Source organism: Mesorhizobium sp. M0960 (assembly GCF_040319055.1).
GTDB lineage: Bacteria > Pseudomonadota > Alphaproteobacteria > Rhizobiales > Rhizobiaceae > Mesorhizobium.
Map to the genome: position 1 here is coordinate 161,565 of NZ_JAMYNN010000005.1, position 20,441 is coordinate 182,005.

21 protein-coding genes are annotated in these 20,441 nt (G+C 60.9%); 13 read left to right on the forward strand and 8 right to left on the reverse strand.

Annotation, left to right across the window (positions count from 1 at the left end; all coding sequences use genetic code 11):
* The first annotated feature begins 9 nt into the window (after positions 1-9).
* From NKH63_RS13150 to NKH63_RS13175, 6 genes are all read left to right on the forward strand, one after another.
* Entirely contained in the window at positions 10-996 is a 987-nt protein-coding gene (locus NKH63_RS13150; protein WP_023718538.1) for an ABC transporter ATP-binding protein, read from the forward strand.
* A 345-nt stretch (positions 997-1,341) separates the two neighbouring features.
* Positions 1,342-2,550 carry an ABC transporter substrate-binding protein gene (locus NKH63_RS13155; RefSeq protein ID WP_352484604.1) on the forward strand — a complete coding sequence of 403 codons (1,209 nt, stop codon included), beginning with the start codon at positions 1,342-1,344 and terminating at the stop codon, positions 2,548-2,550.
* Between the two features lie 11 nt (positions 2,551-2,561).
* The gene (locus NKH63_RS13160) at positions 2,562-3,335 is read left to right on the forward strand and encodes an ABC transporter ATP-binding protein (RefSeq protein WP_023718535.1); all 774 of its coding nucleotides are present in this window, start codon (positions 2,562-2,564) and stop codon (positions 3,333-3,335) included.
* Positions 3,328-4,038 (forward strand): ABC transporter ATP-binding protein, encoded by a 711-nt coding sequence (locus NKH63_RS13165; RefSeq protein ID WP_352484605.1) that lies wholly within the window; start codon positions 3,328-3,330, stop codon positions 4,036-4,038. The genes NKH63_RS13160 and NKH63_RS13165 overlap by 8 nt, the downstream gene beginning before the upstream one ends.
* Before the next feature lie 7 nt (positions 4,039-4,045).
* Positions 4,046-4,933 carry a branched-chain amino acid ABC transporter permease gene (locus NKH63_RS13170; protein WP_031193840.1) on the forward strand — a complete coding sequence of 296 codons (888 nt, stop codon included), beginning with the start codon at positions 4,046-4,048 and terminating at the stop codon, positions 4,931-4,933.
* Position 4,934: 1 nt separating this feature from the next.
* Positions 4,935-5,912, forward strand: a complete 978-nt coding sequence (locus NKH63_RS13175) for a branched-chain amino acid ABC transporter permease (RefSeq protein WP_352484608.1) — start codon at positions 4,935-4,937, stop codon at positions 5,910-5,912.
* Between the two features lie 19 nt (positions 5,913-5,931).
* On the opposite strand, the gene NKH63_RS13180 is transcribed toward NKH63_RS13175, so the two are convergent.
* The 4 genes from NKH63_RS13180 to NKH63_RS13195 are packed head-to-tail and all read right to left on the reverse strand — an operon-like array spanning position 5,932 to position 9,958.
* On the reverse strand, positions 5,932-7,104 hold the full coding sequence (locus NKH63_RS13180) for an ABC transporter ATP-binding protein (protein WP_023718531.1): 1,173 nt from the start codon (positions 7,102-7,104) through the stop codon (positions 5,932-5,934).
* The gene (locus tag NKH63_RS13185; RefSeq protein WP_352484610.1) at positions 7,097-8,239 is read right to left on the reverse strand and encodes an extracellular solute-binding protein; all 1,143 of its coding nucleotides are present in this window, start codon (positions 8,237-8,239) and stop codon (positions 7,097-7,099) included. The genes NKH63_RS13180 and NKH63_RS13185 overlap by 8 nt, the downstream gene beginning before the upstream one ends.
* Positions 8,240-8,261: 22 nt before the next feature.
* Positions 8,262-9,083 (reverse strand): ABC transporter permease, encoded by an 822-nt coding sequence (locus tag NKH63_RS13190; RefSeq protein WP_023718529.1) that lies wholly within the window; start codon positions 9,081-9,083, stop codon positions 8,262-8,264.
* Positions 9,080-9,958 carry an ABC transporter permease gene (locus NKH63_RS13195; protein ID WP_023718528.1) on the reverse strand — a complete coding sequence of 293 codons (879 nt, stop codon included), beginning with the start codon at positions 9,956-9,958 and terminating at the stop codon, positions 9,080-9,082. The genes NKH63_RS13190 and NKH63_RS13195 overlap by 4 nt, the downstream gene beginning before the upstream one ends.
* Before the next feature lie 247 nt (positions 9,959-10,205).
* Between NKH63_RS13195 and NKH63_RS13200 the strand changes: the two genes are divergently transcribed.
* The 7 genes from NKH63_RS13200 to NKH63_RS13230 all read left to right on the forward strand — a co-directional run bounded on the left by NKH63_RS13200 (position 10,206) and on the right by NKH63_RS13230 (position 17,167).
* The gene (locus NKH63_RS13200; RefSeq protein WP_352494491.1) at positions 10,206-11,132 is read left to right on the forward strand and encodes an ArsR/SmtB family transcription factor; all 927 of its coding nucleotides are present in this window, start codon (positions 10,206-10,208) and stop codon (positions 11,130-11,132) included.
* A 4-nt stretch (positions 11,133-11,136) separates the two neighbouring features.
* Positions 11,137-11,298: a hypothetical protein gene (locus tag NKH63_RS13205; RefSeq protein WP_156948152.1), complete on the forward strand. Its 162-nt coding sequence runs from the start codon at positions 11,137-11,139 to the stop codon at positions 11,296-11,298.
* An 18-nt stretch (positions 11,299-11,316) separates the two neighbouring features.
* Positions 11,317-12,828 (forward strand): arabinosylfuranosidase ArfA, encoded by a 1,512-nt coding sequence (gene arfA / locus NKH63_RS13210; RefSeq protein WP_352484061.1) that lies wholly within the window; start codon positions 11,317-11,319, stop codon positions 12,826-12,828.
* 50 nt (positions 12,829-12,878) lie between these two features.
* On the forward strand, positions 12,879-13,970 hold the full coding sequence (locus NKH63_RS13215; protein ID WP_352484060.1) for an ABC transporter ATP-binding protein: 1,092 nt from the start codon (positions 12,879-12,881) through the stop codon (positions 13,968-13,970).
* A 19-nt stretch (positions 13,971-13,989) separates the two neighbouring features.
* Positions 13,990-14,907 carry a carbohydrate ABC transporter permease gene (locus NKH63_RS13220; RefSeq protein ID WP_051409714.1) on the forward strand — a complete coding sequence of 306 codons (918 nt, stop codon included), beginning with the start codon at positions 13,990-13,992 and terminating at the stop codon, positions 14,905-14,907.
* Positions 14,904-15,752: a carbohydrate ABC transporter permease gene (locus NKH63_RS13225; RefSeq protein WP_352484059.1), complete on the forward strand. Its 849-nt coding sequence runs from the start codon at positions 14,904-14,906 to the stop codon at positions 15,750-15,752. Before NKH63_RS13220 ends, NKH63_RS13225 begins: the two co-directional genes overlap by 4 nt.
* A gap of 95 nt (positions 15,753-15,847) precedes the next feature.
* A complete protein-coding gene (locus tag NKH63_RS13230; RefSeq protein WP_023720710.1) occupies positions 15,848-17,167 on the forward strand; it encodes an ABC transporter substrate-binding protein in 1,320 nt (439 codons plus the stop codon).
* A 181-nt stretch (positions 17,168-17,348) separates the two neighbouring features.
* Here the strand turns inward: NKH63_RS13230 and minE are convergent, their stop codons facing one another.
* From minE to NKH63_RS13250, 4 genes are all read right to left on the reverse strand, one after another.
* Positions 17,349-17,621, reverse strand: coding sequence for a cell division topological specificity factor MinE (gene minE, locus NKH63_RS13235; RefSeq protein WP_023720709.1), 273 nt, complete (start codon positions 17,619-17,621; stop codon positions 17,349-17,351).
* Positions 17,618-18,433, reverse strand: a complete 816-nt coding sequence (minD, locus tag NKH63_RS13240; protein ID WP_352484058.1) for a septum site-determining protein MinD — start codon at positions 18,431-18,433, stop codon at positions 17,618-17,620. The genes minE and minD overlap by 4 nt, the downstream gene beginning before the upstream one ends.
* Before the next feature lie 19 nt (positions 18,434-18,452).
* On the reverse strand, positions 18,453-19,172 hold the full coding sequence (gene minC, locus NKH63_RS13245) for a septum site-determining protein MinC (RefSeq protein WP_352484057.1): 720 nt from the start codon (positions 19,170-19,172) through the stop codon (positions 18,453-18,455).
* 231 nt (positions 19,173-19,403) lie between these two features.
* Entirely contained in the window at positions 19,404-20,405 is a 1,002-nt protein-coding gene (locus NKH63_RS13250) for a substrate-binding domain-containing protein (RefSeq protein ID WP_031194494.1), read from the reverse strand.
* Between the last annotated feature and the right edge of the window lie 36 nt (positions 20,406-20,441).

Genomic DNA, 20,441 nt, shown 5'->3' on the forward strand with positions numbered 1-20,441 from the left:
GATGCAACGATGAATGCCGTGCCGCGCCCGCTGCTTCGCGCCGGCGATCTGTCGAAACGTTATAGCGTCGGCCGCTCGATCTTCCCGGCACAGCGCCGGACCGTACATGCGGTCGATAAGGTGTCTCTCGACATCTGGCCCGGGGAAACGCTCGGCATCGTCGGTGAGTCCGGTTGCGGCAAATCGACGCTTGGCCGGTGTCTGGTGCGTCTGACCGAAATCAGCTCGGGGTCGCTGGAATTCGAGGGCCGCGACATCAGCGATGCCTCCCAGCGCCAGCTTCGTCCGTTGCGGCGGCAGATGCAGATGGTCTTTCAGGATCCCAGCGCTTCGCTCAATCCGCGCCGGCGGGTCGGCGATCTGCTGGCCGATCCATTCCGTATCCATGAACGCCTCTCGGCATCGGAAATGGCGGATCGCGTGGCCGACCTTCTGCGCCGGGTCGACTTGTCGCCCCAGCACGCATCGCGCTATCCGCACGAATTCTCCGGCGGCCAGCGCCAGCGTATCGGCATCGCCCGTGCGCTGGCGCTGCGGCCACGACTTATCGTGGCCGACGAGCCGGTCTCGGCGCTCGACGTGTCGATCCAGGCGCAGATCGTCAATCTGCTCGCCGATCTGCGCGAGGAGTTCAACCTGACCTATGTGTTCATCGCTCACGACCTTTCCGTGGTGCGTCAGATCTCGAGCCGTGTGGCGGTAATGTATCTGGGATCGATCGTGGAGAGTGGGCCGACCGACGAGGTCTTTGCGGCGCCCAGACACCATTACACCGCGGCGCTGCGTTCCGCCGTTCCGATACCCAGCATCGACCGGGCGCGGCGCGGGCGGTTGGTACTCAAGGGCGACCTGCCCGGCCCGATGAACCCACCTTCGGGATGCCGGTTCCACACCCGCTGCCCAGCCGCCACCTCCCTCTGCCGCAGCGAGCGTCCGCTTCTTCAAAGCATCGGCGATGGCCGCCTGGTTGCATGCCATCATCCAGCCGGCGGTTGAGAACACACGTTTCTCGTTCAGCTGCATCATCTGATCACGACCGCTCGGGCCGGGATTTCATCACGGCACGTCGGCTTCAGAGAGATCAGACGCCATCTGGACCCTGCACGATCCGGCCCTATGTTGCGCTTCGACGTCCGCGGCATGGGCACCGCGAGCCTAATACTAAAGTAACTGTTCTCGCGTTGCCGCGCGATGCTACGATTTGAGGGACGGGCATAGGCGGCCGTACAGCGCTGCGATTTTCCGCCGGAGAGGACGGAATATGGGAGGCCACTCTTCGTGCCGCAGCAGGCAGCCGCCGACATGTTGCTCGGTTGTCGACCATAAGGGAGGAAGTCACCAATGAAGATATCGTACCTGGCCTCGGCCGCGCTTCTTGCAGCGACTGCGATGCCTGCCGCAGCCGCCGAGATTTCTGACGGCAAGGTCAAGATCGGCATTCTCAACGACCAGTCGGGCGTCTATGCCGATTTCGGCGGCAAGTGGTCGGTCGAGGCCGCCAAGATGGCGGTCGAGGATTTCGGCGGCAAGGCACAAGGCGCGCCGATCGAGATCGTCAGCGCCGACCACCAGAACAAGCCGGACATCGCCTCCAACATTGCGCGGCAGTGGTATGATACCGAACAGGTCGATTCCATCATGGAACTGACCACCTCCTCGGTGGCGCTGGCCGTCCAGGGGATTTCCAAGGAAAAGAAGAAAATCGACATCGTCACCGGCGCCGCAACCACCGAGCTGACCGGCAAACAATGCTCGCCCTATGGCTTCCACTGGGCCTATGACACGCATTCGCAGGCGGTAGGAACCGGTGGCGCTCTTGTCCAGCAAGGCGGCGACAGCTGGTTCTTCGTCACCGTCGATTATGCATTCGGCTATTCGCTCAAGGAGCAGACCGCCAAGTTCGTCGAGAGCCATGGCGGCAAGGTGGTTGGCGAGGTGCGCTATCCGCTCGGCTCGACCGATTATTCATCCTTCCTGCTGCAGGCGCAATCGTCGGGCGCCAAGGTCGTCGGGCTGGCGAACGCCGGCCTCGACACCTCCAACTCGATCAAGCAGGCGGCCGAGTTCGGTATCGTGCAGGGCGGTCAGCGGCTTGCAGCGCTTCTGTTCACGCTGGCCGAGGTGCATGGGCTCGGCCTCGAGGCAGCGCAAGGCGTGGTGCTGACCGAAGGCTTCTACTGGGATCGCGATGACAAGAGCCGCGAGTTCGCCCAGCAGTTTTTCAAGCGCACCAACCGCATGCCGAACATGATCCAGGTCGCCACCTACTCGGCAGTGACGCAGTATCTGAAGGCGATCGACAAGGCCGGCACCGACGCGACTGAAGCCGTCGCCAAGGAATTGCATTCGATGCCGGTGAACGACGTCTTTACGGCGAACGGCAAAGTGCAGTCCGACGGCAACATGGTCCACGATATGTATCTTTATCAGGTCAAGTCGCCGAGCGAGAGCACCAAGGAATGGGACTATTACAAACCCCTTGCCACGATCCCCGGTAACGAGGCGTTCCTGAGCCCCAAGGAAAGCGGCTGTCCTACGGCCAGCGAGTGATTGGCGGGCCGATGGCGCCGCCCGAACCGAATGGGCCGCGGGTGGTGCTTTCCGCCCGGGGCCTGCGGCGCGACTTCGCCGGTTTCGTCGCGGTCAGGAATGTCGATCTCGACCTCTACCATGGCAACATCCACGCGCTGATCGGGCCCAACGGCGCCGGCAAGACCACCGTCTTCAACCTGCTTACCAAGTTCCTGCCGCCGACGAGCGGCAGGATCGAACTGCTCGGCCACGACATCACCCGCACGTCGCCGGCCAAGGTCGCGCGGATGGGCCTGGTGCGCTCGTTCCAGATATCGGCGGTGTTTCCGCATCTCAGCGTGCTCGACAATGTGCGCGTTGCATTGCAGCGGCCGGGCGGGCTCAGCGTTCAGTTCTGGCGCTCGCTGGCAGCGCTCGATCGATTGACGCCGCGCGCCGAGGAGCTTTTGCGGTCTGTCGGCCTCGACGATGCCAAGAACAGGCCCGCCGCCGATCTCTCCTATGGCAGGAAACGCGTGCTCGAGATCGCCACGACGCTGGCCCTCGATCCGAAAGTGCTGCTGCTCGACGAACCGATGGCCGGCATGGGGCAAGAGGATGTGCGCACGGTTTCAGACATCATCCGCTCGGTCGCCAGGGATCGCGCCGTGCTGATGGTCGAGCACAATCTGACTGTTGTAGCCGATCTTTGCGACTGGATAACCGTCATGCAGCGCGGCGAAATCCTTGCCGCCGGCGACTATGCCACGGTCAGTCGCGACGAACGGGTGAGGATCGCCTATATGGGCACCGCCGATGAGTGACGCCGCGCCTCTTCTTGCAGTCCGCGGCCTCAACGCCTGGTATGGCGAAAGCCACGCGCTTCACGGCGTCGATCTGGAGGTCTTTCCAGGTGAAACGGTGACATTGCTGGGCCGCAACGGCGTCGGCAAGACCACGACATTGCGCGCCATCATCGGGCTGATCCGCCAGCGGACCGGCCAGATCGCTTTCGACGGCAAGGATCTGATGCCCCTGCCACTGCACCGGACGGCGCATCAAGGCATTGGCCTGGTGCCGGAGGAACGCGGCATCTTCGCGACGCTGACCGTGGACGAGAATCTGGTCCTGCCGCCGATCGTAGCCGAGGGCGGCATGAGCGTGGAGGAAATATTCGATCTCTTCCCCAATCTGAAGGAGCGCCGCAACAGCCCCGGCACCAGGCTGTCGGGCGGCGAACAGCAGATGCTGGCGATCGCGCGCATGCTGCGGACCGGCGTGAAAATGCTGCTTCTCGATGAACCGACCGAGGGACTGGCTCCCGTTATCGTGCAGCGCATCGGCGATCTGCTGGCGACGATGAAAAAGCGCGGCATGACAATCCTGCTGGTCGAGCAGAATTTCCGCTTTGCCAGCCGTGTCACCGATCGTTTCTATCTGATGGAGCACGGCAAGGTAGTGTCGGGCTTTCCGGTCGGCGAACTGCCTGATCGCATGACGCTGCTGCATGAAGTGCTGGGTGTATGATGGCGCCATGACGATGATCTTCGGAATACCCGTTCAGGCATTCCTCGGCCAATTGCTGGTCGGCCTCATCAACGGCTCTTTCTACGCCATGTTGAGCCTCGGCCTGGCTGTCATATTCGGCCTGTTGCGCGTCATCAATTTCGCTCACGGCGCGCTCTATATGCTCGGCGCCTTCATCGGCTATCTGCTGCTCACCCGGTTCGGCATCGGCTATTGGCCGGCTCTGATCCTGTCGCCGCTGATCGTCGGCGGCTTCGGTGTCGTGGTCGAGCGCCTGGCGCTGTCGCGGCTTTACGATATCGACCCGCTTTACGGTCTACTTTTCACCTTTGGCCTCGCGCTCGTGCTCGAAGGCGTGTTCCGGTACTACTATGGGGTATCGGGAAGTCCTTATTCCGTGCCGCCGCTGCTGTCCGGCGGCACCAATCTCGGCTTCATGTTCCTGCCAAATTACCGCGGCTGGGTGGTGGTCGCCTCGATGATCGTCTGTTTCGGCACCTGGGTGCTGATCGAGAAGACCAAGCTGGGCTCCTATCTGCGCGCGGCAACGGAGAACCCCCGCCTGGTCCAGGCTTTCGGCGTCAACGTGCCGTTGCTGCTGACCCTTACCTACGGCCTCGGCTGCGCTCTTGCCGGTCTCGCCGGCGTTCTCGCCGCGCCGATCTATCAGGTAAGCCCGCTGATGGGATCTGACCTCATCATCGTCGTGTTCGCCGTTGTCGTGGTCGGCGGCATGGGATCGATCCTCGGGGCGATCGTTACCGGTTACATGCTTGGGCTCGCCGAAGGCCTGACCAAGGTTTTCTATCCCGAAGCCTCCAATCTGGTGGTCTTCGTCATCATGGCGATCGTGCTTCTGGTCCGGCCCGCCGGTCTTTTCGGAAGGGACGTCTGAGATGGCCGAACTCTCACTTCGCGGGACGCGCGCCAAAAGTTCGGTATGGCTTGAATGGACGCTGGTGGGGCTCGGCATCCTAGCGCTGCTGGTGGCGCCTTTCTTCGTCTATCCGATCTTCCTGATGAAAATGCTGTGCTTTGCGCTGTTTGCCTGCGCGTTCAACCTTCTGCTCGGCTACACCGGGTTGTTGTCCTTCGGCCATGCGACGTTCTTCGGCGGGGCAGCCTACTTCAGCGCATATGCGGTCAAGGTCTGGGGCTGGCCGCCGGAAGCGGGCATCCTGCTCGGCGTCCTGGGTGCCGCGCTGCTTGGCCTTGTGATGGGCTTCTTTGCCATCCGCCGGCAAGGCATCTATTTCGCCATGATCACGCTGGCGCTGTCGCAGATGTTCTTCTTCTTCTGCGTGCAGGCGCCGTTCACCGGAGGTGAGGACGGCATCCAGGGCGTGCCGCGCGGCAGGCTGTTTGGAATGCTCGACCTGAACGTCTCGATGAACATCTACTATTTCGTTCTGGCGGTCTTCCTGATCGGCGTGTTCGCCATCTGGCGCATCATCAACTCGCCTTTCGGCATGATCCTGCGTTCCATCCGCGAAAACGAGAGCCGGGCAATTTCGCTTGGCTATTCCGTCGCCAACTACAAGCTGGCGGCTTTCGTCATGTCGGCAACATTGGCCGGGCTGGCGGGCGCGCTCAAGGCGATCGTTTTTCAGTTTGCCACGCTCACCGACGTCACCTGGCAGATGTCGGGCGAGGTGATCCTGATGACGCTCCTCGGCGGCATCGGCACCATGGTCGGGCCGATCATCGGCGCCAGTCTGGTCGTCGGCCTGGAAAACACGCTCGCTACCTCGAATTTTCCGGTGACCATCGCCACCGGCCTGACCTTCATGGTCTGCGTGCTGGTTTTCCGGCGCGGTATTGTCGGTGAGGTCTATGCGCGGTTTCTCGGGCCAAGGGGTGACGCGAAAGACTGAACGGCTCAGCGCCTCGTCGCTACGCGATACGTACGCCTTGCGCGTCGAGAAGCACGCAACCCAGCGGGTCGAAGCAGACATCGACCGTTTCGCCTTCACGCAGCGGCTGGCCGTCGATCAGCGTGTTGGCGCGCAACGGCGTGCCAGCGCCGATGTCGATCTCGTAGACCGCATTGCCGCCGAGATAGGAGGTCGAGACTATTCGTCCCGACAGCCTGTTGGCAGCACCGGCGGTGCCGACGGTAAGCTTCTGCGGGCGAACGACGACGGTGATCGCGCTGCCGGCCGTGAGCGCCTTCGGTGCGGCCGCCTTTACGACATGGCCGCTGGCCAGCGCGATCGTTGCCATGTTGCCGTCCATCGCCGTCACGCTGCCGGGCAGCATGTTGGCCTTACCCAGGAAATTGGCGACGAATGCGGTGGCCGGCTGGTCGTAGACCTGCGCCGGGGAACCGATCTGCTCGATCAGGCCGGCGTTCATCACGACGATGCGGTCGGACATCGACAAGGCTTCTTCCTGGTCGTGCGTCACAAAGATGGCGGTGATGCCCGTCTCCCGCTGGATTTTCTTGATCTCGACGCGCATGTCCTCGCGCATATTGGCGTCGAGCGCCGACAAGGGCTCGTCTAGCAGCAGCACTTCCGGTTCGAAGACGATGGCGCGGGCCAGTGCGATGCGTTGCTGCTGGCCGCCCGAGAGCTGTGACGGCAGCTTTGTCTCACTGCCGGGCAGCCGCACCATATCCAGCGCCTTCTTGACCCGGCGCACGATTTCCGGTTTCGGCACGTTCCGGTATTTCAGCCCGAATGCGACGTTGTCGAAGACGTTCTTGTGTGGAAAGAGCGCGTAGTTCTGGAACACCAGGCCGATGTTGCGCTTGTAGATCGGGATGTCGTCGACGCGCTTTCCGCCGATCGAGATCTGCCCGCTGGTGATATCCACCAGGCCGGCGATCGATCGCAGGATCGTGGTCTTGCCGCATCCGGACGGCCCCAGCAAGGTGACGAAACTGCCCTTGCGGATCGCCAGTGAAAAATCGCGCACGGCGGCGAACTTGCCGTAGAAAATATCGATGTCGCGAAACTCGACCGCAGGCTTTCCTGTCGGCTGGCTTTCGCCCCGAGCGAGCGGGTCGCGATCAGCCCCGGCCGATGCCGGCCGGGGCTGATCGTGGCTGTTATCGTCATGCACCTTTCGACACCCTGTCCCATTGCTTGGTCCAGGCGTCTTCGTTCTTCGCCCAGTAGAGCGGATCGGCGAAGGTCAGCGACTTCATCGATCCGGTCGGGTCGAAGGCCGGAAGCGCTGCGATCTTGTCGGTCAGCTTCACCTTGGTCGGATCAAGCGAGGGTGGATAATTCTGGCCTTCGGCGACAGCGATCGACGTGGCCGGATCCAGCATGAAGTTGATCAGTTCCTCGCATTCGGCCATCGGCGATCCCTTGAGCACCAGCATGTCCTCCATCCATGCGTATGAGCCGGCGGGGTCGAGATAGCCGATCGGCTGGCCCTGCTGCTGCAGGGCGGCGACGCGTCCGGACCAGGCATCGGTAACGACGATTTCGTTGCGCGACAGGAGGTCCATCAGTTCCGCGCCGGAACTCCAGAACTTCTTGGCCAGGTCGCGGGTCTCGCGAACCTTGGCCCAGACCGCATCCATGTCCTGGATGTTGTTGGGGTCCTGTTTCGTCTGCAGCGCCGCATACCAGACGCGCGTCGTCATATCGGCGTAGCCGCCGACCTTGCCGGCATATTTCTTGTCGGTAAGCAGGTTGGCGCCCTTTTCCTTGGCTTCCTCCGGCGAGATAACCTTGTTGTTGTAGGCGATGCCGGTGGTGCCGTAATCATATGGCACTGCCGACAGCTTCGGCGTGATCTTGCGGAACGGCTCGATCATGGCGGTCAGCACATTCGCCATGTTCGGAATGTTCGCCTCGTTGATCTCCGAGTTGAAGCCGCCATTGACGTATTTGATGTAGTAGTTGACGCCGGAAGAATGGACGATCTGGAAGTCGCCCGGCTTCGACGTCTTGATCTTGGTGATGATCTCGTTCTCGTCGCCAAAGGTGCCCTGGACGACCTTGACCTTGGACTTGGCGGTGTAGGGCTGGAACGCGTACTTATCGATCGCCTCCTGCACCACGCCGCCCCATCCGTCGAAGCGCACTTCCGAAACCGCGGCCAGCGCGCGTCCCATCCAGGGCATGGAAAGCCCGGTGGCGGCGGCAGCGGCGGCCGTCAGCGTCAGGAATGATCGCCGGCTGATGTCGCCATTGGCATAGCGTTCGTTGAGCCGTTCCAGTCGTTTGGTGGTTGTCAGTTTCATTTTCATTCTCCCATTTTCATTTTCACTTGCCTGCCTTGAACCAGGTGAGGCTTTGCAGGATGAGCCCACCAGCCAAGGGAATGCCGACCGTCAAAAGGATCATGACAGTGCCCAGCGCGTTCACCTCGGGGCTGATCGAGATCTTCAGCATCGAGAGGATTTGCGTCGGCATGGTCTCGACGCCCGCCGGTCGCCAGAACAGGCTGGCCGAGGTGTTGTCGAACGAGATGGTGAAGGCGAGCAGCACGCTGGCAAGCACTGCGGGAATGAGCAGCGGCAGCGTGATCTCGCGGAATGTCGACACACGCGGCGCCCCGAGCGACAGTGCCGCCTCCTCATAGGAACGTTTAATGCCGACCATGCGCGCCTGAACGATCAGCACCACGTAGGGGAGCGTGAGCAGAATGTGGCCGAGCACCAGAAGCGTCATGCTGCGCGGTTGGTCGACGGCTTTGATCATGACCAGCAGGCCGACGCCCAGTATCGTCTCGGGGACCAGCGCGGGAAGAATGACAAGCGTGTTGATCGCCTGCTTGCCACGGAACTCGAAGCGCACCAGCGCCAATGCCGCCATGATGCCGAGCAGCGTCGTCACCGTTGCCGTCACCAGGGCAATCCACATCGATGTCCGGAAGGCATCGAGGACCGGCCCGTTGGTGAGCAGCTTCTCGTACCAGCGCAGGCTGAAGCCGGTGAGGGGAAAGCCGCCAAACATCGAGGCGTTGAAGGAAAGCACGACCGTGGCGAGGATCGGCGCGAACATGAAGACATAGACGCACACCGTGATCGCGCCGGTTAGCCGCCACGCCCATCTGCCTTCGCGATCGGGATGCTCCGCTCTCATGCACTGAGACCCTTCATGATCTGCGACAGGCCCATATAGCGGCTGTAGGCGGCCGCGGCCGCACCGAGCAGAACGAACAGGACGATGGAAAGCGTGGCGCCCATCGGCCAGTTGAGCTGCCCCATGATGGTGTCGTAGATCAGGTTGCCGAACAGCGCGTCGCGGCTTCCCCCGAGCAATTGCGGCGTCACATAGGAGCCGGCCGCCAGCACGAAGCAGAGCAACAGTCCGGCGCCCAGCCCCGGAATCGACAGCGGCAGGGTCACTTCGCGGAACGCCTGTGCGCTGGTGCAGCCCATCGAGCGGGCGGCGGCGATCAAGGTGCGGTCGATGCCCTCCAGGCTGACATAGACGTTCAGGATCATGTAGGGCAGCAGAAAATGCAGCAGCCCCATGATGACGGCGCCCTCGGTGTAGAGCATCGGCAACGGCTCGTTGATGACCCCCAGCCGGATGAGCACGACGTTGATCAGCCCCTGTTCGCCGAGAATGTGGATCCACGAGAATGTCCGGATGGTGAAGCTGATCCAGAACGGCACGATGAGCAGCAACAGCAGCAGCCATTTGTGCTTGAAAGTCGTGGCCCAGATGAAATAGGCGGGGAAATAGCCAAGGATCGCGCAGATCACAGCGGTGATGGCGCCGACGCGAACGGTCTTCCAAAGAAAGCCGTGATAGTAGCTGTCGGTGAGGAATTCCTTCCAGTTGTCGAAGGTCAGCACCGCCGACTCCACCCCAGCGGTAACGAAGGTGAAAAACGTGTAGACAGTCATCATCGCGATCGGCAGCAGCAGAAGCAGGGTAAGCAGCAAAAGCACGGGCGCGACGAGGACCCAGGCCAGTCGCTGATCATATAATTTCCACCCTTTGGTCACGACCCGTCCAACCACTTCATGTCCAAGCCGCCATCACCGGGCTCGGCTCCGGACTAGATTGGGCGATCGGCGTTCAGGTGTCCACTCTGCATATGGCTCCTGCACAAATTCTGTGCAGGGCCACCGCGCGACCGTCGCCCTGCTGGATTTAACAAATTGCTCGGGTTCGCCTGCGCATTGATTAAATCAGATATCCCGATATACAGGATAATTTCGGATATAGATTTGGCATGGGCCCGGGCATTTCATGAGTCGCAATTTTCTGGTGATTGAACCTGAGGAAGGCATTGCCGTGCTCAAGGGGCTTGCCTCCTCGGCGCGTATCTCGATGCTGAAACTGCTGCATGAGAAGGGGCCGATGAATGTCAACGAAATCGCCGCCGTGCTGTCGCTGCCGCAGTCGACCGTCTCGACCAACATCCAGGTGCTGGAGGATGCGGGGCTGATCCGCACCGAGAACCTGAAAGCGAAGAAAGGCAGCCAGAAAATCTGTTATCCGACGGCCGAAGAAGTGCTCGTCGTGTTCAAGAGCGAATATCGTGCGGTCAAGAACGACGCGATCGAAGTGTCGATGCCGATCGGGCTTTACACCGGCTTCGAGGTTACCGCGCCCTGCGGCCTTTGTTCGCCGGACGGCATCATCGGCTTGCTCGATGTACCGAACACTTTCCTCGATCCGGATCGTATGAAAGCCGGGCTGTTGTGGTTCACCCGCGGTTTTGTCGAATACCAGTTTCCCAATAATGCCAAGCTCGCCAATGCCGAGATCACCGAGCTCGAAGTGGCGATAGAGCTGTCTTCGGAAGTGCCGGGCACCAGCGCCGATTGGCCCTCGGACATCACGCTGACGATCAATGGCGTCGATGTCGGCACCTGGACGTCGCCGGGGGATTTCGGCGACAAGCGCGGCGTCTTCACGCCGTCCTGGTGGAAACTCAAGGGTTCGCAATACGGCAAGCTCAAGAACTGGCGAATTGCCAATGACGGCACCTATGTCGACGGCCTCAGGATTTCCGAAACCGGCCTCGCCGCACTCGATCTGAAGAGCCATCATTCAATCCGCGTCCGTATCGGCGTCAAGGACGACGCCAAGCGCCCCGGCGGGATCAACATTTTCGGCAAGGGCTTTGGAAATTACGATCAGGACATCCTGCTCCGGATCAAAACTGGTTGATATCATGAAACCGGGTTCTGAAGATAACGCAGCAATTTCAATGAACTGGCTTTCTGCTGAGCCAAAACCTTCGTCTAATTGTCCTACTTTTGGCTATTTTGGCTTGACGAAGAGCTGCCAATTCCTCTTTGATATCGGGCAAGATGATTTAAATCATCGTTTGTGATATCGATGGGAGGAATGCATGAAGGCAGCCGTTACGGCACATCCGCATTATGTTGTCTCGGAAATCGATCCGAGGCTCTACGGATCCTTCATCGAGCATCTCGGGCGGGCAGTTTATACCGGCATCTACGAGCCAGGCCATCCGACGGCGGATGCCAATGGCATGCGTCAGGACGTCATCGATCTCGTCAGAGAACTTAATGTTCCGATCGTCCGCTATCCCGGCGGCAATTTCGTCTCCGCCTACAATTGGGAAGACGGCATCGGCCCCAAGGAAGAGCGCCCGGTGCGGCTCGACCTCGCCTGGCATACGTCGGAAAGCAACGAAGTCGGCCTGCACGAATTTGCCGATTGGTGCACCTCCGCCAACACCGAGATGATGCTTGCCGTCAATCTCGGCTCGCGCGGCCTTGACGAAGCCCGCAACCTTCTGGAGTACGCCAACCATCCCGGCGGCAGTACATGGAGCGACAAGCGCATCGCCAATGGCCGCAAGGAGCCCTTCGACGTCAAGCTCTGGTGCCTCGGCAATGAAATGGACGGCCCCTGGCAGATCGGCCACAAGACCGCGGACGAGTATGGCCGCTTAGCGCATGAGACGGCCAAGGCAATGCGCGCCTTCTCCAAGTCGCTCGAGTTGGTGGTCTGCGGCTCTTCGAATGCCAAGATGCCGACCTACCCTGAATGGGAAGCGACGGTTCTCGACCATACCTACAACGAGGTCGACTACATCTCGCTGCACATGTATTTCGACAACGAAGCCAACGACGCTTCGAACTATCTCGCCATGAGCGAAAAGCTCGACGACTACATTGTCTCGGTCGCCGGCGTCATCGACTATATCAAGGCCAAGAAGCGCTCCAACAAGCAGGTCTACATCTCGTTCGACGAATGGAACGTCTGGTACCATTCCAAGGAGCAGGACAAGAAAATCCTCGGCGGCAGCGACGGCTGGCCATTCGCCCCGCCGTTGCTCGAAGACATCTATAATTTCGAGGATGTGCTGCAGGTCGGCCTGATCCTCAACACGTTCATCCGCCGTTCCGATGTCGTCAAGATCGCCTGCCTGGCACAACTGGTCAACGTCATCGCGCCGATCATGACCGTTCCGAATGGCCCGGCATGGCGGCAGACGATTTTTTATCCCTATCTGTTTGCTTCTAACTACGGCCGCGGCAATGCGCTGGATCTCAAGGTGGAAAGCCCGACCTATAAATCCACCGTTGCGGGCGACGTCGCCTACGTCGACATTGCCGGCGTGCACGACACGAAGACCGGCCACGTCACCTTCTTCGCCGTCAACCGCCATTCGAGCGAGGCAATCGAAACAGTGGTCGACCTCACCGGCTTCGGCGAAGCGGAAATCGTCGATCACCGGGTCGTGGCGCACGCCGATCTGAAAGCCGTCAATTCGGCCGAGAACCCAGGCAATGTCGGCCCAAGGAAGGGTGAGGGCGCCTCACTCGCCGGCGGCAAGCTGAGCCTGTCGCTGCCGGCCTATTCCTACCAGGTCATTCGCCTGAGGCTCTGAGTTCAGGCGGATCATCGAGACAAGCGCAAGCGCTGAGGAGGAGCGTCGACGTGACGGCCGATATCGAGATCAGAAACGTGAGCAAGCAGTTCGGTGCCATGACGGTGCTGGATCATCTGTCGCTCTCCATAAGGGCACGCGAATTCATCGTGTTCCTGGGGCCGTCCGGTTGCGGAAAATCGACGCTTCTTCGAATGATTGCCGGTCTCGAAGCTGTCGATAGCGGCGAGATTGCCATCAACAATGAGCGCATCGATCATCTGCCGCCGGGCAAGCGCGGCATTGCCATGGTGTTCCAGTCCTATGCGCTTTATCCGCATATGACGGTGCGCGCCAACATGGCCTTCGGGCTTGCGAATATCGGCGTTCCAGGCAAGGTCATCGAGGCGCGCATCAACGAAGCCGCCCGCATCCTCGAAATGCCGCATTTGCTCGATCGCAAGCCGGGCCAGCTCTCCGGCGGTCAGCGCCAGCGCGTCGCCATCGGCCGTGCGATCGTCAAGGAGCCGAAGGCGTTCCTGTTCGACGAGCCGCTCTCCAATCTCGATGCGGCGTTGCGCACCCGCACCCGCATCGAACTTGCCCAGCTTCATCAGCGCCTGCAGTCGACGATGATCTTCGTCACCCACGACCAGGTCGAGGCAATGACGCTCGCCGACCGCATCGTCGTCATGAACAATCGCAAGATCGATCAGATCGGCACTCCGATGGAGATCTACGAGCGTCCGGCGACCAAATTCGTCGCAGGGTTCGTCGGTGCGCCGGCGATGAACTTCGTTCATGCGACGCTCAACAAATCCGGCGAGAACGCCACGGCCAGGTTTGCGGACGGCATCTCGGTGCAGACCGAGATCGCCTCCAGCCAATTGACCGATGGCAAGTACACTTTCGGCATCCGTTCGGAAGACGTCCGTATCGTTGCCGCCGGACAGGGCAATGCCGATGGCGTGGTCGATGTGCTCGAGCGGCTCGGCGAACGCACCCTGATCTACGCGCGGCTGGGCGATGGCCAGCAGATAGTCGGTTCCGATGCCGGCAACAGTCGCGTCGCCGTCGGCGACAGGATCGGGCTCGCCTTCGACGGCCAGAAATCGCATCTGTTCAATGAGACCGGCCGCGCCTGGCATGCGAGGGAGGCCTGAGATGGTTGACCGGCTGGCGATGTCCCCGACCGCGACGCTTGCTGTCGGCGCCAGAACGCCGACCGCCGACATCTATGCGCCGCAATGGCGAAACTTCATTTTCGTTGCGCCATTCTTGTTCTTCTTCACGACGCTGCTGCTCTTCCCGCTGCTCTGGGGGATGTGGCTGAGTTTCCACAAGGCCGACACGTTCTCGTCCGGAAATTTTGTCGGTTTCGGCAATTACGTCAGGCTGTATCACGACAAGGTCTTCCTGCAATCGATCTGGAACACCTTCTACTTCGTGCTGCTGACGGTGCCGACGCTGGCGCTGATCGGTCTTTTCCTGGCGCTTTGCCTCAATCGCCGGACGCGCACTGCTGCGGTTTTGCGGACGCTGTTCTTTTCCTCGTCGGTGCTGTCGGTCACCATCGTCACGCTGATCTGGCGCATCGTCTTCATTCCGAATGTCGGCCTGTTGTCGACGATCTACGGATGGTTCGGCGCGACCGCGCCGGCTTTCATTTCCGATCCCAACCTGGCGATGGTCGGCATCGCCATTGCCACCATCTGGTGGTGCATCGGCCTGCCGATGATGCTCTTTCTCTCGGCGCTCCAGCAGATTCCGCAGGATATCTACGAGGCGGCGGCGCTGGACAATGCCAATCGCTGGCAGACGCTACGCTCGATCACGCTGCCGTCGATCAAGCGGACCTTCATCCTGGTGATCATTATCCAGATCGTGCTGCAATTCCAGCTGTTCGGCCAGGCTTGGCTGATGACGCGGGGCGGTCCGAACAACCTGACCAAGCCGATCGTGCTCTACATCTACGACACCGCATTCCGCCGCTGGGATCTCGGCCTGGGCGCCGCTGCATCGGAAATCCTGTTCATCCTCATCCTGATCGCGGCCATGGCCCAGTACCTGGTGACACGCAGCAGGGGAGACCAGGCATGAGCGCTCCAGCCGCTTCCATCAAGGGACGGGCATTTGGCGACCATTTGTTATTGGCCCTGGTCCTCCTGCTTTCGATCGTCATGATCGCGCCGGTTCTGTGGGTCATCGGCCTGTCACTCAAGGACAATGCGGAGCTGATGGCAGATCCGAATTCGGTGTTTCACGCGCCCTATACGCTGAAGAACTACATCAACACGGTCGGCACCTCGTCGGTGTTCATCTGGGTGCGCAACAGCATCATCGTCTCGGGCGGATTGACGCTCGGCACCTTGATCCTGTCGTCGCTCGCCGGCTACGGCTTTGCACGGCTGAATTTCCCCGGCCGAGACGTGCTGTTCGTGATCGTGCTGTTCGGCCTGGCGGTCCCGGAGCAGGCCGTGCTCGTCGCCCGTCACCAGATCTTCAGCATGCTGAAGTTCCACAACACCTATCAAGGGCTCATTCTGCCGGGCCTTTCGGCTCCGTTCGGCGTCTTCCTGATGACCCAGTATTTCAAAGCCATCCCGAAGGAGTTGGACGAAGCCGCCATGCTCGATAACGCCAGCCGGCTCAGGATTTTCTGGAAGGTGCTTCTGCCGCTCACGCTGCCTGCGCAGGCAACGCTCGGCATCTTTACCTTTCTCGGCGCGTGGAACGATTATTTCTGGCCGCTGATTTCGGCAACGAGGAAGGACATGTTCACGCTGACGGTCGGCATGGCCTCGACGCAGACCAACTTCGCCCAGTCCGAAGGCATCGGCTTCCTGATGGCGCAGGCGGTGTTTGCCGGTGCACCGATCCTGATCGTCTACCTGTTTTTCCAGAAATACATCGTCACGGCGGTCTCCGGCGCTGCGGTGAGATAACGAAGATTGCCTGACGGCCGGGGGGAATGCGCAGCGATTGAAGCACGAAGGCCAATCCAGGGTGGAGCGGCGGAAACTCAGTAGGAGGAACTGATATGAAACTGAAGAAAATGCTGTTTGCCGCAGTCTCTGCGGGCGCAATGATGCTCGCAAATCCAAGCTTCGCGGCCACGGAACTGAGCGTGCAGCGCTTTTTCGGCGCCTGCGATGCCGATTTCGGCACCAACACCGATCCCACCAAAGCCGTTGGCGAATGCGGAATCATCACCTCGCTGATCAACAAGTTCAACGCCGACAATCCCGATGTCCACGTCAACGTCACCACCGTGGAATGGCCCGGCTACGATCAGCTGACCGCGCAGTTCGCTTCAGGCGACGCTCCGGACATCGTCACGATCCATGAATCCGTACTGTCGGATTATCAGTCGAAGGGCCTGTTGATGCCGCTCGACGATCTCTTGAAGTCAGTCGGCGTGACACCCGACGCCTTCACCGACGCGGCGCGCAATGGCGCCACCAAAGACAGCAAGATCTATGGCCTGCCGATCGACAGCTGGACGATGCTCTATCATGTCAACATGGATCTTTTCAAACAAGCCGGCCTCGTCAGTGCCGACGGCACGCCGATTTTTCCAAAGTCGCCCGAGGAACTGCTCGCCCAGGCCGAACAGTTCAAGCAGAAGACGGGCAAGCCTTATTTCGTCCAGAACCTGACCAATGAGACTGCGCTCTACACACGCAATCTCTACACTTATCTTTTCCAGCAGGATTCCGATTTCTTTGCCGATCCGAAGCATGTGAAGTTGAATACGCCGGAAGCCAAGAAGGTCGTCGAGATGTACAAGGCGATCTTCGAGAAGGGCTACACCACCAAGGACCTCGATTATGGCGGCTCGATCAATGCCTTCCTTGCCGGCGAGGGTGGCGTCCACCTCAACGGCACCTGGGTGGTCGGCGATTACAACGCCCAGTCCGAAACCAAGGGTACGGCGCTCAACAAGGGCGGCTATGCGGTTTATCCGTATCCGCAGCTGTTTGGCGGCACCCACGCGCAATATGCCGACGGCCACACCTGGGCCGTGTCGCAGAAAGACCGCACGCCTGAACAGATCGCGGCCATCGGCAAATTCCTGAAGTTCTTCGCCGACAACGACTTTGAGTGGTCGCGCACCGGTCACCTGCCCGCCTACAAGGCCGTCATCACCTCGGACGCCTTCAAGGCCCTGCCGCATCGCAACACGATCTCTGCGGTCGCCGACCTCGGCAAGCCGCTGCCGTCGGCCGTACAGCGCCAGTTTGCGATCCAGGACATTATCGGCGAAGAGATGAGTGCAGCAATCAGTGGCCAGAAGGACGTCGACACCGCCCTTGCCGACATGGAAAGCCGCGTCAACGAATTGCTCGCCAACATTTGACCACGGGTTTCGAAAGGCCCTCCCAAGGCGCCCCCGCGGCTGGAAACGGCCGCGGGGTTTTGGTGAGGCGGTGGTTGCAGTGGTTATTGCGTGACTTGCCCGTGGCGACCGGGTCGAACACGCCAATCACGGCGCCGCAACCTCGGCAGCAGCCGACGCGAGCCCTGACTGGAGGATTCCGCTAGAACGCCGCGGCCATGGGCATTGCGATCTTGTTGGGGATCTGGATGTCGATCTCCAATCTCGACGTCGTTTCGCCGTGATCCATGCTCACCTGCAGGAAATCCTGGTCGACCTGAACATGCCGGGCGATCACCGCCATGATCTCCTCGCGCAACACGGAGACGAGATCGGGCTGGTTGCGGCTTCGACGCTCGTAAGCCAACAGCAGTTGCAAGCGCTCGCGCGCCACGGGCGCGCTGCCGCGGCGCTTGAAGATATCGAGCAGGTTCATGCTGCCCTCCTTCCCAACAGCCGGTCGAGGAGGCCCCTCCGCTCGAAAGGCAGAACGACCGGCAGGTCCTCGCCCTCGAGTCTTCTTGCCGCGTCGATATAGGCGCGTGCGGCGGGGTTGGTGTTTTCGCTGAGCGTAACCGGCGCGCCCACATTGGATGCGCGCAGCACGTCCTGGCTCTCGGGAATTATTCCCAGCAGAGGCGTGGACAGGATCTCGAGCACGTCATCGATGCTGAGCATCTCGCCGCGGGCAGCGCGGGCAGCGTCGTAGCGCGTGACGAGGACGTGTTTGGCAATCGATTCACCTTGCTCGGCTTTCATCGTCCTGGAGTCGAGCAGGCCGATGATGCGATCGGAGTCGCGGACCGAGCTCACTTCCGGGTTGGTCACGATAACCGCCTCGTCGGCAAAGCGCATCGCAAGCTGCGCGCCGCGCTCTATGCCGGCCGGGCTGTCGCAGAAGACATAGTCGAAAACCGAGCGCAGCTTGTCGATGACATCGGCGACGCCTTCCTCGGTGAGAGCATCCTTGTCGCGCGTTTGCGAGGCCGGCAGCAGGAACAGCGTGTCGAGCCGCTTGTCACGGATCAGCGCCTGCGAGAGCTTGGCGGTTCCCTGAATGACGTTGACGATATCGAAAACAACACGCCGCTCGGCGCCCATGATCAGATCGAGGTTGCGCAGGCCGACATCGAAGTCGACGAGGGCCACCCGCTTGCCGGTTTTCGCGACCGCGGCGCCGAGAGCGGCCGTCGAGGTCGTCTTGCCGACACCCCCTTTGCCGGACGTGATAACCACTACCTTGCCCATATTTGTGCCTCCAATGTTGTTAGTTGAGCGGTGCGACGCAAAGTGCGCCGTCCTCGAGAAAGGCCTGTACCGGCCTTCCTCGCGAGGAGGCGTCCATCTCCTCGGCGGTGCGGTACCAGCCGTCTACCGCCAGAAGTTCGGCTTCATTTTTCCGGCAAAAGATACGAGCCGCGGAATTTCCGGTGGCGCCGGCGAACGCACGTCCACGCAGCGTGCCGTAGACGTGGATCGATCCTCCGGCGATGATCTCGGATCCGGAACTGACGGAGCCGACAATGACCACATCGCCATCGGGGTGAAAGATCGACTGGCCGGAGCGGATCGGTGCCTTGATCATCAATGAGTTCGGCGCCTGCGGCTCTTCCGTGTTGGCCTCAGCGGCGGCTTTCGGGTCCGGCTGCACGTAAAGCGCGTCAGCGGTGGCCTCCTTGGCGCCAACGAGGAGCGGCGGCAGATCAGCGTCGAGACCAACATTGCCGTCCGCCTCGATCGCGTAGATGCGAATCCCGCGCTCCGCGAGCTGTGAGACCAGATCTCCGATCTCGCCCGCCTCGGGCTTGAGTATATTCAGGTCGAGCACGACCGGGCGACCGGCAAAGAAGCCGGGAGAGTTTTCGGTCCAGTGATCCAGGCTTTGCAGCCATTCCCCCAACGGGGCCTCAGGGGTGAGGGTGAAGGCTACAAACGAGCGCGCTCGAAAGCGTATGGACTTGTTTTGGATGGGAGCGACGCAGGTCACAGAGGCGAGTCCTTACTGATTGGTTAAGGCTAGCCCGGCATGGTTAACGAAAAGTTAATGGCGGCTTTCCGAGGCTTCCATTCTTGCTGTTTCGGAGCACCAACGGTCGATCTGATTGGGCCCTGGAGACCCTCGCCCTTGCCGAAGACCGGCCGAAGGGCGGAAATGAGGCGTTGCGACGGTGCGGAGGTGCCATTCGACCTCCGCACCGCAATCGCCATGGCACTTTTGTCAGTTACCCATCATCTGCTTGGCGTTTTCCGGCGTGATCGCCGTCGTTGCAACGGTGACCGTCGGCTCGACGGATGTGGCGCAATCGAGAAGAACCGACTTTGCCATATCGATCGCCTCCTTGGCGCCCGTCGGATAAGTGAAGGTTGCAGCCCATTCGCCTTCGGCAACGGCCCGGATGCCGCCGGCAGGACCTGGCAATCCGTCGGTGCCGATGATCTTGATCTGCCCTTCCTTGCCGGCGCCCTTGGCGGCAAGGCGCGCTCCGGCGGCCATCATGTCGTTGCTGGCGTAGACCATCTTGATATCGGGATTGGCCTGCAGCATGGCTGCGAACGCCGTCTGTGCCTTGTCCGGCAGCCAGTCCGCCGCCTGCTCAGCGACGACCTTGATCTTGTCGTTCTCCTTGACGCCGTCCTTGAAGCCGTTGAGCCGTTCCACGGCAGGGGTCGAACTGGGCAGCCCTTCCAGAACGGCAACTTCACCGCCGTCAGGAAGCAGTTTCGTGGCGGTGTATTTGCCGGCTTCGAAGGCGATCTTGTAATTGTCGCCGCCAATAAAAGCCGTGTAGTCCTTGCCCGGATCGCCAACCGTCTTGCGGTCGAGCTCGATGACGGGGATGCCGGCCTCCATGGCCCGCTTCACCGCCGGCGTCAGCGGCGATGCTTCGAAGGGCGATATCAGCAGCAGGTCGACCTTCTGGGTGATGAAATTGTCGACCTGTGAGGTCTGGGTGTTCACGCTGCCGGCGCCGTCGGCGATCTGCAAGGTGAACTGGGACACTGCCTTGGCGGCGGCGGTGAGTTCGTCATTGACGTGCTGGCGATACGGCTCGGCATTGTTGGCCTGAGAAAAGCCGATTACGAATTCGCCGGTCTTGGAGCAAGCCTTGACCAATGGTTCCGCAGCTTGAGCCCCTCCGGCGGCTGCGAGAAAGGTCCCGGCAAGCAGACACGTTTGCCAGGCCCTTTGTCTGCTATTGCGTGTGCTCCTGATAACCATGGTTGTTTCCTTCCTGTCGATGCCCTTGGCTCGACT

Coding starts and splice junctions, on each gene's coding strand:
- minE (WP_023720709.1), bottom strand. CDS start 17,621: ATGAACCTGCTCGATATCTTCAAGCGCCGCGGCAGCGCGCCCGTGGCG.
- NKH63_RS13150 (WP_023718538.1), top strand. CDS start 10: ATGAATGCCGTGCCGCGCCCGCTGCTTCGCGCCGGCGATCTGTCGAAA.
- NKH63_RS13250 (WP_031194494.1), bottom strand. CDS start 20,405: ATGGTTATCAGGAGCACACGCAATAGCAGACAAAGGGCCTGGCAAACG.
- minD (WP_352484058.1), bottom strand. CDS start 18,433: ATGGGCAAGGTAGTGGTTATCACGTCCGGCAAAGGGGGTGTCGGCAAG.
- NKH63_RS13165 (WP_352484605.1), top strand. CDS start 3,328: ATGAGTGACGCCGCGCCTCTTCTTGCAGTCCGCGGCCTCAACGCCTGG.
- NKH63_RS13225 (WP_352484059.1), top strand. CDS start 14,904: ATGAGCGCTCCAGCCGCTTCCATCAAGGGACGGGCATTTGGCGACCAT.
- NKH63_RS13185 (WP_352484610.1), bottom strand. CDS start 8,239: ATGAAACTGACAACCACCAAACGACTGGAACGGCTCAACGAACGCTAT.
- arfA (WP_352484061.1), top strand. CDS start 11,317: ATGAAGGCAGCCGTTACGGCACATCCGCATTATGTTGTCTCGGAAATC.
- NKH63_RS13205 (WP_156948152.1), top strand. CDS start 11,137: ATGAAACCGGGTTCTGAAGATAACGCAGCAATTTCAATGAACTGGCTT.
- NKH63_RS13220 (WP_051409714.1), top strand. CDS start 13,990: ATGTCCCCGACCGCGACGCTTGCTGTCGGCGCCAGAACGCCGACCGCC.
- NKH63_RS13155 (WP_352484604.1), top strand. CDS start 1,342: ATGAAGATATCGTACCTGGCCTCGGCCGCGCTTCTTGCAGCGACTGCG.
- NKH63_RS13190 (WP_023718529.1), bottom strand. CDS start 9,083: ATGAGAGCGGAGCATCCCGATCGCGAAGGCAGATGGGCGTGGCGGCTA.
- NKH63_RS13170 (WP_031193840.1), top strand. CDS start 4,046: ATGACGATGATCTTCGGAATACCCGTTCAGGCATTCCTCGGCCAATTG.
- NKH63_RS13230 (WP_023720710.1), top strand. CDS start 15,848: ATGAAACTGAAGAAAATGCTGTTTGCCGCAGTCTCTGCGGGCGCAATG.
- NKH63_RS13160 (WP_023718535.1), top strand. CDS start 2,562: ATGGCGCCGCCCGAACCGAATGGGCCGCGGGTGGTGCTTTCCGCCCGG.
- NKH63_RS13175 (WP_352484608.1), top strand. CDS start 4,935: ATGGCCGAACTCTCACTTCGCGGGACGCGCGCCAAAAGTTCGGTATGG.
- NKH63_RS13200 (WP_352494491.1), top strand. CDS start 10,206: ATGAGTCGCAATTTTCTGGTGATTGAACCTGAGGAAGGCATTGCCGTG.